Here is a 13,419-nt window from a genome sequence, read left to right on the forward strand (position 1 = left end):
TTCGAACCTTCCCATGAAAACTCTAACTTCTTTCTTCCTTTCTGTGCTGATCTGTATGACAGCATTCGGCCAGGTAACAGCTTATAATAGTAATCCTTCTTCCGTTGCTACTATTTATTTAGATTTTGATGGTCAATATGTACAAGGAACAAGTTGGAATATGGGTGGTTCCGCAATAAACTGTGCGCCTGCAGGCATTAATGCTTCTCAAATAAAGGAAGTATTTCAAAGGGTGTCAGAAGATTATCGACCCTTTGATATTAATGTTACAACAGACTCTACGAAATATTGGGCAGCTCCTATAGATCGACGAATACGTATAATACTCACAACAACATCAGATTGGTATGGTAATGCTGGTGGTGTATCCTATATGGGTTCTTTTACCTGGGGAGATAATACACCTGGCTTTGTATTTACAGCGCTTTTAAATTACGTACCAAAATATATTGCAGAAGCTGCATCTCATGAAGTTGGGCATACCTTAGGTTTGAAACACCAGGCTGCCTATGATAATAACTGTAATAAATTATCAGAATATAATACTGGTATAGGTTCTGGAGAAATAGGGTGGGCGCCTATTATGGGTTCGGCCTATTATAAAAATTTTACGCTTTGGAACAATGGTGCCAATCCATATGGTTGCACCAATTATCAAAATGACCTGGAGATCATTACGGGCTATAATGGGTTTACTTATCGTGCTGATGATTACACGGCAGATTTTAAAAAGCCGACCAAGGTTAGTTTTACAAATGACAAGTTTTCTCTAAGTGGAATAATTGAAAAAAGTACAGATGTTGATGTAGTTAGTGTTACCATCCCGTCTTTTGGAAGGTTTAAGCTGGATGCTGAGCCTTATAATATAGGTGATGGTTATTCAGGTGCTAACCTGGACCTGGAAGTAGACCTCATGTCAAATGCCACAACAGTTCTTGGGACATATAATCCTGCAACTACTTTAAAATCTGGAATAGATACCATGCTCAATGCAGGAACTTATTATTTGCGACTTCAAGGCAAAGGGAATTCATTTACCAGTGCATATGCCAGTCTTGGATCTTACAACCTGCTTGGTCAATTTGGAGCTGGCATCATCCTGCCATTGCATAAGTTGGAACTTCATGGAGTAGTAGAAAAAGGACTGCACAAATTAGACTGGGAAATAGAAGCGGAAGAAACAGTGGTTAAACAAACCCTTGAAGTTTCCACAAATGGACAAAATTTCCAGGTAGCGGCTCAGCCAGGCTCTACAGAAAGAACCTATAATTATTTTGCCGGCACGGGTGCCAACCTATATTATAGGTTAAACGTGGAATTTGACAACGGTCGCCAGTACTATTCTAATATAGTATCGCTAGGTGATAATAAAGCTCAAAAACCATCTTTAGTAAGTAACCTGGTTAGGGGTAATTTAACCATAAACAGCCCTGGGTTATATAATTATTCTATTATTGATCTTAACGGCCGTTTGGTCTTAAAGGGATCGCTTTCCCAGGGAATTAATACCATTTCAACATCCACAATGAATCCAGGTATGTTCATCATTCAATACCTTAACGACAATTCGAGGTTTGCAGAGAAGTTTATAAGGCAATAAGATATTACCAGATCCGTGCCCCTTGGTAAGTAGGAGGTTTTTCCGTAACTTGGAAAAACCTCTTTTTATATGAAATGGAGAAAATTCAATGGAGAAACCATTAATCTGCCCATTTACGATGCTGTTGAAAATGTCATCAGGAGAGAAACAGCGGCAGGTTACCGTTTAAAAGTTTGTATAGGAACAGACTCCCAAGTTAAAGGCCAGGAAACCGAATTCGCTACAGTGATCGTATTCTTAAGAGAAGGTCACGGAGGCTTCATGTTTATCCATAACGAGAAAACCAGACAGCAATTCGCTATCAAAGAGCGAATGTTAGTTGAAGTTGCCAAGAGTATAGAGATTGCATATGAGCTATGCAATCTCTTTACTATCTATGATGTTGATATGGAAGTTCATGCGGATATCAATACTAATCCTCATTTTAAAAGTAACGATGCATTGAAGGAAGCAATGGGTTATATCCTGGGTATGGGCTTTGCATTTAAGGCCAAACCAGAAGCTTTTGCCAGTAGTAGTTGTGCAAATAAAGTAGTGAATTGAAATTATTATTCACTGTGTAATCAGGGGAAATGTATTGTAGAAAATATTTACCGGGGCAATTAGATTAATTGTCTTGTTAAATTGTTTTCATCCAAATCATTTGCTCAATTTCCTTCGGAAGAATTATAACCAAGGGTATTAAATGTTTTGCCTGCTTGCCAAAGCTTGATTAAGAAATTGTAGCCTTTTTCATTTTTATAAGGTGAACCGCCAGCATAAGTTTAATAATTAACTTTTGCCATCCTTAGCACTATGCTTTTCCTATGTTCTTCATTGCCAGATATATTCTTTTCTTTTTGCAGGGGAGCATAGGTAGTTTTAACGGGAGCGTATAATTGATCTAATTTACGTGAATCTCTTTCGGCATAGGAAAAAGTAATGATGACCAGAATAAATAGAATTACCACTATATTTCTTTCCTGTACCCTTCTTTTCATAACTTTTCCTAAACTATTGCAATTTAAATTATAAAAAAACTATACCCTATCTTTTTTGTGTTTTTCATAAGCAGTATTAAGTTCGCTTATAAAACTCAATATTGGACGGGATCCAGTTCTTTTGATGGCAGAAGTAACAAAATGCGGTGGAGGTTCTTCCCAGGTTTTAAGCAATTCCTTTAAAAAATCATTTACATTATTTGCGGTTTCTTTTTGGGTTGACTTGTCAGCCTTGGTAAAAACAATAGCGAAAGGCATTTGCCATGCGCCAAGCTTATTAACAAACTCCAGGTCTATCTTTTGCGGACTAATCCTGCTGTCTATTAATATAAAAAGATTTACCAGGTTTTCACGGCTTTTTAAATAGCCATCTATCATTTTCTGCCAACTGTTTCTTTGTTTTATCGAACGTTTGGCATAGCCATAACCAGGAAGATCTACCAGGTACCATTCCTTTTTATCGCTGGAAGTAATGAGGAAATGATTGATCATTTGAGTTTTACCAGGGGATGAAGACACCTTTGCCAGTTCTTTTTTATTACATAACATATTAATTAGGGAGGACTTTCCCACATTGCTTCTGCCTATAAAAGCGTATTCCGCCTTTTCAGGTGGAGGGCACTTTTCAACTGAAGGACTACTAATCAGATAACTTGCCTGGATAATTTCCATCCTGCAAAGTAAGGGAATAGACTACGTTCCTACCACGGGAATTCTTGCCAATAGTTACAATATGCTGCTATTCACACGTACTTATTCACCTGAATACAGTAGAAAAATGGATGGTCGTTTATGCAAAGGTGGCAGTGCGGTTTTCCATTGCTTCGCTGTTTTTGTATGTATAAACTCTGTGGGAGCAGTAATGTCTGCTGCAACACAGATAAGCGTTTGTGGTTGGCAGGATTTAATCAACGACTCCATTAATTGATTATTCCTATATGGCGTTTCAATAAATATTTGAGTGCAGTTTTTATCTTTTGATGCTGCTTCCAGTTCTTTTATGGCTTGAACCCTTTTAGATTGGTCAATGGGTAAGTACCCTAAAAACTGGAAATGTTGCCCATTCATGCCACTTGCCATCAAGGCTAATAATACTGAGTTGGGCCCTACCAGCGGCTTCACTGTTACATTCATTTGTTGGGCAATAGAAACCAATGCCTGGCCAGGATCTGCAACTCCCGGACAGCCCGCTTCACTAATGATCCCTATTGTTCTTTCTTCTTTAATGCATTGCAGAAATGATGATTTTACGGCGGCGTTGGCCTCTTTCATGTTGTGCCATTGATAATCATCTATCACCATTTCTTTCCAAAGCAATTTCAGGTATCTCCTGGCAGTGCGTTCATTTTCCACAAAGAAAACCGAGCATTTTTTTACTGCTTCCAATATATAAACAGGCAAGCACCTGGTTTCACCTTCAGCTAATACGGTTGGAATAAGGTAAATACTAGCAGCCATTATTGATTTTTAATTCTATGTAAGCTTAATGTGGCAGCCACCACAGCATATGCCGGCGCCAAAACCCAACCAATGATCACCACACCATGCATCAGGTAGAACATAAGTCCGTTTCCAATAGCCAGTCCTTTGTGCCGACTTATAAAGTTGATGCTTTCAGTGGAAGAAAAATTATTACGTTCACAACTATAATCCATCATGGAAAAACCATAATAGTAACATTCAACAAACAGGGCTATCAAGGGTGTTATCCATCCGGCCAGGGGCACAAGGGATAACAGTATCAAAGAAACGGCATATAAAGTTTGCCAGGCCGTATTGCGCAAGGCAAGACGTATTCCCCTGGCAGCGTCTTTTAATAATTGGCTGAAACTAAAAGGAAATTCTCTTTCCTCAATAATGCTGGATGTTTTTTCGCTCAGGTAGGCAAACACCGGTGATCCAATAATGAGAAAAAGATATTTAAATAAGGAGAAATAAAAGAATACAAGTATCAATCGAAGCATGATGCCTGCCATCAGGAATAAAAAATTCAGGAAGGCATTGGTTTGATGCTGCAACCAGGTTTCAAGGCCAATACTTTTGCTAAGCCAGGTTACTGCGCTATCCGAAGAATTCCAGAAAAAGTACATGCCTGCCATAAATAATATGGTATATATAATCCCCGGAATCAGGATCCATTTCCAAAGGTTATGCTTCCTGATGAATTGGTGTGCATCAAAATAGGATTGTATAGCTATTACGATTTCTTTTAGCAAATAGTAGATTTGAATGGTAAATATATTGGAATTTCATTACCCTAAATGATTGGTGAGAATATGAAAAAACTGCCTTTGTCTTTTTATCTTAGAAATGATGTGGTCAAAATATCAAAGGAACTTCTTGGAAAGGTATTGGTAACAAATTGGCATAATGAGCTTACTTCTGGAAGAATAGTTGAAACAGAGGCATACGAAGGCGAAATAGATAGAGCATCGCATGCTTCAAAAGGGCGTACTCCGAGAACACAGGTATTATTTGGTGAGGGAGGCAAAGCATATGTGTATTTATGTTATGGTATACACCAGATGTTCAATATTGTTACAAATTATACTGATGCTCCCCATGCTATATTAATCAGAGCCGTAGAACCCCTGGAAGGCATTAATATTATGCTGGAAAGAACAGGTAAGGAAAAACTGGATGAAACACTTACCCGCGGACCAGGCAATGTGGGAAAGGCATTCGGTTTTCATACCTCCCAATGTGGAATTTCACTAACCAGCGATGAGCTATATATTGCAGATGATGGGTTTAAAGTTACCAAGGCTATGGTAGGTACATCACCAAGGATAGGTGTTGACTATGCTGGTGATCATGCTGCCTGGCACTACCGCTTTTTTATAAGGGGAAACAGGTATGTAAGCGGGAAAATCAAAAGCTAAAGCTTCATGGAATTACCATATAAGGTCCAGTCCTTTACTATAACTTAAAATTTGGGACAGTTCAGTTTTTTAGCGTTTGGATCCGTGTGTTTCTTGATATAAATGAGAGAAATTTCTGCTCCACCACGCATGTTGGAGGCGGGTTTCAGGCTGGAAGTATTAACATCATAGCTGGCACCTAACTGAAATTCGCCAAATTCAAGCCCTACGTATGGTATGATGGCATCACCGAATCTATACCAGCTACCAAGGTATAAATTAGTAGGGTTGCCCAGGTCCTGTGCAACATTGATCATATAGGCTCCTCCAATTACAGTATTCGTCGCATTGGCCTGTCGGCTATGATTAGCACTGAAATGGAATGCATTGTATTCACCTACAGGTACCATCCCACCTGCTTGTATGGTTACTCTCGGATCTAACAAGTAGTTGCCTTGTTTGAATGTTTCTTTTGGATGGTTTACATGATACATGGATGCTCCAAAATAAAAGTTATTCGAACCATCAGTGGTTCCATTATAAAGCACCCCAAGGTTCATATCAAAATAAGATAGCTTGATCTGGTTGGAGCTAAAAGATTCATCCATCAATCCGGTAAACCCATCTGAACGTAGCATGCTTTCAAATTTAAGACTTGCTATGTCAAGACGTTTGTTGACGTACGTTCCCTGGAATCCCAGGCCGATCTGGTGAAAACCATTTTCATCAAGGGCCTTATGATAGGCTGTAGATAAGGCAAGGAAATTATTTTGTAAAACCCCGTTGCCGCTTTTGTCCGTAAAGGCCATAATGCCAACTCCAAACTGATCATAATCCGGGATGGTATTGCGTAAAATACCTGCATCCATGGATATGGTAGCCGTAGTGAATGCATTATTAATTGTTGGCCATTGATTCCTGTAGTTACCAGCTACTCTGAACACGCCATCAAACTTCCCTGTTAATGCAGGATTAAGCGTAAGGGGTGAAGCGAAAAATTGGGAAAAATTAGGGTCTTGTGCCTTCAAAGAGAACACACAACATATCAGGGAAAAACAAAACAGTAGCTTCCGCATTCATCACAGTTAGATGCGAAAATTACAAAGAAAGGCGTTTACCGCAAAATTCTTTCTATGATTGGATCTTGGCACCATATGCCAAATCGCCTGCATCTCCCAATCCCGGGACAATATATCCTTTCGCAGTCAATTCATCATCAATGGCACCGCACCAGATTATAGCTTCAGGCACCTCACGCCTGAGGTATTCAATCCCTACTGTGCAGGCTATAGCAGTTACCACATGTATGGATTTAGGACTTCCTTCCTCCTTTAAGTATTGAATGGTTTTGACCAGGGAAGCCCCGGTTGCAAGCATGGGATCAGAAATGATCAATACTTTATTGTCTATTTCAGGACAGGACAGGTATTCAAGAGCAATTTCAAACGATCCATCTTTACTGTGCTTACGGTAGGCGGAAACAAAGGCATTATCTCCCTTGTCAAAATAGCTGATCAATCCGTTGTGCAGTGCAAGCCCTGCTCTCAGTATTGTGGTAAGAACGGGTTGTTCCTCCAATACTTCACAAAATGCCGTACCCAGGGGCGTTTGAATTTCTTTTTGTACAAAAGGTAATCTTTTGCTGATCTCAAAAGCGGCCACTTCACCAATTCTCTCCAGGTTACGCCTAAAACGCATCCTGTCTTTTTGTATTTCAACGTCACGAAGTTCTGCTACCCAGTTGCTTACTAAAGAATGTTCCCTGCTTAAATTGATTACCATTAAGTTGAATTTCTACCTTCGCCCCAAAAATATAAAGAAGAATGCAGTTTAAGGCTATTTAACTGAATTCGTTTTTATACAGCTAATTCACGGTTAAAACCCATTTTAAAAATTATGTTGTACAGAGCTATCGGATTAATGAGCGGCAGTTCATTGGATGGATTAGATATTGTATTTGTTGAATTCCAGGAAAACGCAGGTAAATGGCAATATGAGATTATAGCTGCTGAATGTGAAGAATATGCGCAGGTATGGAAAGAAAGACTACAAAATGCAACTGAATTAAATGCCAGGGATTACCAATTGCTGCATGTGGAATACGGACATTATCTGGGGGAGGCGGTTAATCGCTTTATTGACAAAAATAGTTTGCATTATAAGGTAGGTTTGATTGCATCGCATGGTCATACTACATTCCATATGCCTGATAAAAAACTAACCGCACAACTTGGAGAAGGGGCGGCCATTGCTGCCAAAACAGGCTTGCCGGTTGTTAGCGACTTAAGAGCGCTTGATGTAGCTTTTGGCGGACAGGGTGCTCCCATAGTTCCCATAGGTGAAAAACTTCTTTTTCCAGAATTTGATCTTTATTTAAACCTGGGCGGCATAGCTAATATGTCTTTTAACCTTCCCGGAAAATATATTGCATTTGATGTTTGCCCTGCCAACAGGGTTTTAAACCTTATTTCTGAAACCACAGGTAAAAGCTATGATGACAAGGGTCAAATGGCTAAAATGGGAAACATCAATGAGAGCCTGTTGGAGAAGTTAAATGGTTTGTCTTATTACCTGCAGCCTTACCCTAAGTCTCTTGCCAATGATTTTGGAATAGAGGTGATCTATCCAATGATCAAATCATTTGGATTAACACATAATGATGCTTTGAGGACGTATACAGAACATGTGGTTCAACAATTGACCACAGCTATTGAAACTAACTTTATACCGAACGTAGGGCAGGAAGAAGCTATTAAAAGTAACTTCCGAATGCTTGTAACCGGGGGTGGATCATTGAATGATTTTTTGATTGCAACACTATCTCAAAAGCTACAAACAAGGGGAGTAACAGTTATGCTACCCGAAATGAATGTTATTAATTATAAGGAAGCCCTGGTTATGGCATTGATCGGTGTACTGAGGTGGAGGCAAGAGTACAATGTACTGTCTTCTGTTACTGGCGCTATAAGGGACAGTATTGGTGGGGCAGTATGGATTGGCCAGGAAGCATAAAATTCTGGCTGCCCGCTTATTCCATGATAAATAAGGAGACGGGGATCAAACAAATGAAAAACTGTCTCCATTAAATAATCCTTTGTCACTTAGTTTAAGGTGTGGAATTACCAGCAACGCCATAAACGACAGGGTCATATAGGGCGCGCCAAGGGTAGAACCCATTGATTTGGCTGCTTGATCAATAGCTGAATATTGTTCGGCAATGCTATAGCCGTCATTGGCGCTCATTAATCCTGCAATGGGAAGTGCTATTATTGTTTCCTGGCTTGAAGTCGCAAGACTTACCCCGCCTTTATTTTCGATGACAAGATTCACTGCTTTGCAAATTGATTCATCATCAACTCCTACAGCAACGATATTATGTGAATCATGGGCCACAGAAGAAGCAAGGGCACCATTCTTTAGTCCAAACCCTTTGATCCTTGCTTTAGCCACCGGCATATCCTGGTACCTGTTTACAACAACTATTTTTAAAATATCTTTTTCAATATTGGCACCGCCCGCTTCGGAGAGGTTTTCAGCTGTCAAAGTCAATGCATTGGTAATCAGTTGACCATCCAGCGCTTCTATTACATGGACAGCAGATCCCTTCTCAGGAAGACTGGTAGAGAAATCAGAGACGTTTTTTTTACTGCAATTGAAATTATTTACGGCCGTTACAGATGCAGCTTTTGTAGCCTCAATAAGTGATCTGCCTTCTTCAGCAACCAGTTTGCCGTTTACGTAAGTTTGTACCACATCAAAGTTTTCAAGGTCTTTCACTAAAAGGAAATCTGCGAAATCGTTTTTCCTCAGCAGGCCAACTTTCAGTTTATAGTGAACAACAGGGTTCACACAGGCAGCGGCTAAAATTGTAAATACATCAATTCCTCTTGCTGCCGCCCTCTGGCACAGCTGGTTTATATGCCCATGCACCAGGCTATCCGGATGTTTATCATCACTGCAAAACATCATCTTGTCAGGGAAGTCAGGAAGCAGGTCGATCAGGGCGTCAAAATTGCGGGCTGCACTTCCTTCCCTGATAAGTATCTTCATTCCCCGCTGCAACTTGTCCAATGCTTCTTCTTTTGTGAAACATTCATGGTCAGTTGAGATGCCGGCATTAATATACTTTGAAGCTAATTCTCCCGTTAGTCCTGGAGCATGGCCATCCACAGGCTTATTGTATTTATGTGCTGTTTTTATTTTCTCCCTCACTTCTTCATGCCCGTTTAGCACACCAGGAAAATTCATCATTTCACTCAGGTAAAGAATTTCGTCTCTCCGCATCAACAAGTCTATGGCCTTTGCATCTATAGTGGCTCCTGCAGTTTCAAAGCTGGTAGCGGGAACACAACTGGGAGCACCAAAATTAAATTTAAAAGGCACCGTGTTTCCATTTTCAATCATGAAGTTAATGCCTTCCATTCCGCAGACATTGGCAATTTCATGTGGATCACTAACTGTACCCACAGTACCATGAACCACTGCCAGCCTTGCAAACTCCGAAGGAATGATCATGGAGCTTTCTATATGAACATGTGCATCAATAAACCCAGGTATGATGAAGTGATTAAAATCTTTACCCAGGCCTGCTTGCTCATCCACCTTTGTTATTGCTACGATCCTTTCCTTTTCCACCTTTATTTCTGCAGCATATATCTGTTTGGCAAATATGTCTACAAGCTTTCCCCTGATGATAAATGACTCCTTCATTGAATAAAGCTATCAAAATAATTTTGCGGGTTTCCAAAGCATTTCTTTTTTCAATCAATTATGCCTTTGTAACTTTTCCGCTTTAATTGCAAATACACATGAGGAAATTATTGTTATGTATTCCTGTATTTCTTGCTTTTGTGGCACCAGCTCAAAAGAAGAAAAGCAGCCCAGGCCTTGAGTCATCAGAATCCGTTCTTTTATCTAAAGTAAATTATAGATTGGTTGGACCCTTTCGTGGTGGCCGCAGTGGGGCTGTGGCAGGAAGCTTCACTAACAAGAATACTTTTTATTTCGGAGCTACTGGAGGTGGAGTATGGAAAACAACAGATGGTGGTAGCAACTGGAAAAATATCAGCGATAAATTTTTTGGCGGCACCATTGGATCTGTGGCTATAGCACCCAGTGATGAGAATATCATTTATGTGGGAGAAGGTGAAAATACCTTGCGCGGCAATGTTAGTGAAGGTTTGCAGGGTATGTGGCGAAGCGAAGATGGTGGCAGGACATGGAAGAATATCGGACTAAAAGATGGTCGCCATATTGTACGGATTCTTATTCATCCCCGAAACCCTGATATTGTTTGGGCTGCTGTTATGGGGCATTTATTTGGACCCAATCAAATGCGGGGTATTTATAAAACAATAGATGGAGGTAAATCGTGGAAACGGGTATTATATGTGAACGAACAAACAGGTGCTTCCGATCTTGTTATGGAAGAAGGAAATCCTGAAGTGTTGTATGCAGGCACCTGGAGGGCTTTGCGTACACCCTACAGTATGGAAAGTGGTGGTGAAGGAAGTGGGCTTTGGAAAAGTATAAATGGCGGTGAGACCTGGACCAACATATCATCAAAAAAAGGTTTGCCTAAAGGTGTGTGGGGCATTGTATCAGTTGCTGTATCTCCATCAAACCCTGATAAGATCTATTCGCTGATTGAAAACCAGGATGGTGGCATGTTTATGTCTAACGACGCTGGTGAAACCTGGACACTTACCAGTAATGATAATAATATCAGGCAAAGGGCATGGTACTACAACAAAGTGTTTGTAGATCCTAAAAATGACAACCTGGTATATGCGCCCAATGTAAATCTTATGCGAAGCAGGGATGGTGGCAAAACCTTTCAATCCATTAATACGCCTCACGGTGATCATCATGACCTGTGGATAGATCCTTCAGATGGTAACCGGATGATAGTAGCAGATGATGGTGGAGCACAGGTAAGCTTTGATGGCGGTGCCAATTGGAGCACGTATATGAATCAACCAACTGCGCAGATATACAGGGTAAGCACAGATAATTCTTATCCCTACAGAATATTGGGCGCCCAGCAGGACAATAGTACTGTCAGGATTAAAAGCAGGTCTTCCGGGGAAGGTATCACACAGAACGATTGGGAACCAACTGCAGGGGCTGAGAGTGGCTATGTAGTAGCCGATCCTTTGAATCCGGATATTGTTTATGGAGGTAACTATGGGGGGTATCTTTCAAGGCTCGATCATAAAACCGGCGAGAACAGGGCCGTGTCCCCATGGCCGGACAATCCCATGGGAGCAGGTGCAGATGTGCAGAAATACCGCTTCCAGTGGAACTTTCCTATTTTCTTTTCACCACACAATCCCAAACGTTTATACACTGCCGGTAATGTATTGTTTGTAACAGAAGATGAAGGCCAGACATGGCAGCAGATATCTCCTGATCTTACAACAAATGATAAATCAAAACAAGGTCCAAGCGGAGGACCCATTACAAAGGATAATACTTCAGTAGAATATTACAGCACCATTTTTACTGCTACAGAATCTCCATTGGAAAAGGACCTGTTATGGACCGGAAGTGATGATGGAATCATTTCTGTTAGCCCGGATGGAGGAAAGAACTGGTCAAATGTTACGCCCAAAGGTTGTCCCAAATGGATGATGTGGAATTGTATTGAGGCAGATCCTTTCAAAAAAGGTACAGCTTACTTTGTAGGCACACGTTATAAGCTTGATGATTTTACACCTTATATCTATAAAACGGAAGATTATGGCAAGTCATGGAAACTGATCACCAATGGCATTCCTTCTATGCATTTTGCCAGGTGTTTACGTGCAGATCCCAAACGTCCCAGACTGTTATACGCAGGAACAGAATATGGCATGTATATCTCGTTTGATGATGGTGCCAACTGGCAAAGCTTTCAGCAAAATTTACCAATGGTGCCTATAACTGATCTTACTATTAAAGACAATGACCTTGTGGTAGCTACCCAGGGACGTTCATTCTGGATAATAGATGACCTTGGTGTGATCCAGCAATTGGATAGATCAATAGTTGATAAGAATCTGCACGTTTTCCAGGTAAAACCTACCATACGCATTCCTGGCAACCGTTTTTCGCAATCTTTCGGAACACCTAAAAACGCAGGAACCAATCCACCTTCGGGAGTGGTTTTTAAATATTATGTAAAAGAGATCCAGGATTCAACAAAGGCAGTTGTAACTATTTTTGATAAAGAACATCATGAGATAAAATCTTTTTCTTCGGATGCAAAAGATGCTAAGTCTAAATTGGATATTGGAAAAGGTATGAATACATTCTCCTGGAATTTACTATACCCCGCATCCGAAAGAGTAGAGGGCATGGTATTATGGAATGGAGTTCCATCGGGTATCGTTGCTCCTCCCGGGTCTTATTATGCCAGGTTCAAAATTGGGCTGGATTCAGTTGATGTTCCATTTGTGATCACACCAGACCTGACTTATAAAACTACGCAGCAGGAGTATGATCAACAGTTTGCTTTTCTTAAAACAGTTCAGGCTAAGTTTGATTCTACGCAAAAAACCATTAAGGATATCCGTAATTTACGTAACCAGATCAATGCTTTTACCAGTTTACAGGGAAAGGATATTCCTAAAGATGTAAAATCAATGGCAGATAGTATTAATAAGCAGATGACTACCATAGAAGAAAACCTTTACCAGACCAAGGCAAAAAGTGAGCAGGATGTGTTGAATTATCCCATTAGATTGAATGATAAATTATCCGGTCTGTTTGATGTAGCTAACAGTGGCAATTTTGCACCGAGTAAACAATCACAGGAAGTGTTTAAAGATATCAGTGCTCAGGTCGATGAACAGCTCCAAAAATTCAGGACAATTAAAGAAAAAACCATTCCTGCTTTTAATGAGTTGATTCGTCAAAAATCCTTACCTCTTATAGGTATAAAATAATTGGCATGATTATGAAAGCAGGAAGAAGATTCCTGCTTTCATGTTTTTTG

At 40.3% G+C, this 13,419-nt stretch carries 12 protein-coding genes; 5 read left to right on the top strand and 7 right to left on the bottom strand.

What is annotated here, in order from left to right; genetic code table 11:
• Window positions 1-13 precede the first annotated feature (13 nt).
• Window positions 14-1,600, top strand: coding sequence for a T9SS type A sorting domain-containing protein (locus BUA53_RS05435; protein ID WP_084079843.1), 1,587 nt, complete (start codon window positions 14-16; stop codon window positions 1,598-1,600).
• Between the two features lie 69 nt (window positions 1,601-1,669).
• Window positions 1,670-2,143: a ribonuclease H-like YkuK family protein gene (locus tag BUA53_RS05440; protein WP_072834247.1), complete on the top strand. Its 474-nt coding sequence runs from the start codon at window positions 1,670-1,672 to the stop codon at window positions 2,141-2,143.
• Window positions 2,144-2,364: 221 nt separating this feature from the next.
• Here the strand turns inward: BUA53_RS05440 and BUA53_RS05445 are convergent, their stop codons facing one another.
• From BUA53_RS05445 to BUA53_RS05460, 4 genes are all read right to left on the bottom strand, one after another.
• Window positions 2,365-2,580, bottom strand: a complete 216-nt coding sequence (locus tag BUA53_RS05445) for a hypothetical protein (RefSeq protein ID WP_072834248.1) — start codon at window positions 2,578-2,580, stop codon at window positions 2,365-2,367.
• 39 nt (window positions 2,581-2,619) lie between these two features.
• Window positions 2,620-3,252: a ribosome biogenesis GTP-binding protein YihA/YsxC gene (gene yihA / locus BUA53_RS05450; RefSeq protein WP_072834249.1), complete on the bottom strand. Its 633-nt coding sequence runs from the start codon at window positions 3,250-3,252 to the stop codon at window positions 2,620-2,622.
• 81 nt (window positions 3,253-3,333) lie between these two features.
• Window positions 3,334-4,038, bottom strand: coding sequence for an SAM-dependent methyltransferase (locus tag BUA53_RS05455; RefSeq protein WP_072834250.1), 705 nt, complete (start codon window positions 4,036-4,038; stop codon window positions 3,334-3,336).
• On the bottom strand, window positions 4,038-4,796 hold the full coding sequence (locus tag BUA53_RS05460; protein WP_072834251.1) for an EI24 domain-containing protein: 759 nt from the start codon (window positions 4,794-4,796) through the stop codon (window positions 4,038-4,040). Before BUA53_RS05460 ends, BUA53_RS05455 begins: the two co-directional genes overlap by 1 nt.
• A gap of 60 nt (window positions 4,797-4,856) precedes the next feature.
• On the opposite strand from BUA53_RS05460, the gene BUA53_RS05465 reads away from it, so the two are divergent.
• Entirely contained in the window at window positions 4,857-5,462 is a 606-nt protein-coding gene (locus BUA53_RS05465; RefSeq protein WP_072834319.1) for a DNA-3-methyladenine glycosylase, read from the top strand.
• Between the two features lie 44 nt (window positions 5,463-5,506).
• Here BUA53_RS05465 and BUA53_RS05470 read toward each other — a convergent pair whose 3' ends face one another.
• Window positions 5,507-6,517: a PorP/SprF family type IX secretion system membrane protein gene (locus BUA53_RS05470; protein WP_072834252.1), complete on the bottom strand. Its 1,011-nt coding sequence runs from the start codon at window positions 6,515-6,517 to the stop codon at window positions 5,507-5,509.
• A gap of 55 nt (window positions 6,518-6,572) precedes the next feature.
• Window positions 6,573-7,223: a uracil phosphoribosyltransferase gene (gene upp, locus BUA53_RS05475; protein ID WP_072834254.1), complete on the bottom strand. Its 651-nt coding sequence runs from the start codon at window positions 7,221-7,223 to the stop codon at window positions 6,573-6,575.
• 114 nt (window positions 7,224-7,337) lie between these two features.
• Here upp and BUA53_RS05480 point away from each other — a divergent pair, with 114 nt between their 5' ends.
• Window positions 7,338-8,453: an anhydro-N-acetylmuramic acid kinase gene (locus BUA53_RS05480; RefSeq protein ID WP_072834256.1), complete on the top strand. Its 1,116-nt coding sequence runs from the start codon at window positions 7,338-7,340 to the stop codon at window positions 8,451-8,453.
• Window positions 8,454-8,498: 45 nt separating this feature from the next.
• Here the strand turns inward: BUA53_RS05480 and ade are convergent, their stop codons facing one another.
• A complete protein-coding gene (ade, locus tag BUA53_RS05485) occupies window positions 8,499-10,151 on the bottom strand; it encodes an adenine deaminase (protein WP_072834258.1) in 1,653 nt (550 codons plus the stop codon).
• Between the two features lie 98 nt (window positions 10,152-10,249).
• On the opposite strand from ade, the gene BUA53_RS05490 reads away from it, so the two are divergent.
• Window positions 10,250-13,369: a WD40/YVTN/BNR-like repeat-containing protein gene (locus BUA53_RS05490; RefSeq protein ID WP_072834259.1), complete on the top strand. Its 3,120-nt coding sequence runs from the start codon at window positions 10,250-10,252 to the stop codon at window positions 13,367-13,369.
• Window positions 13,370-13,419 lie beyond the last annotated feature (50 nt).

The organism is Flavisolibacter ginsengisoli DSM 18119, from assembly GCF_900129295.1.
GTDB lineage: Bacteria > Bacteroidota > Bacteroidia > Chitinophagales > Chitinophagaceae > Flavisolibacter > Flavisolibacter ginsengisoli.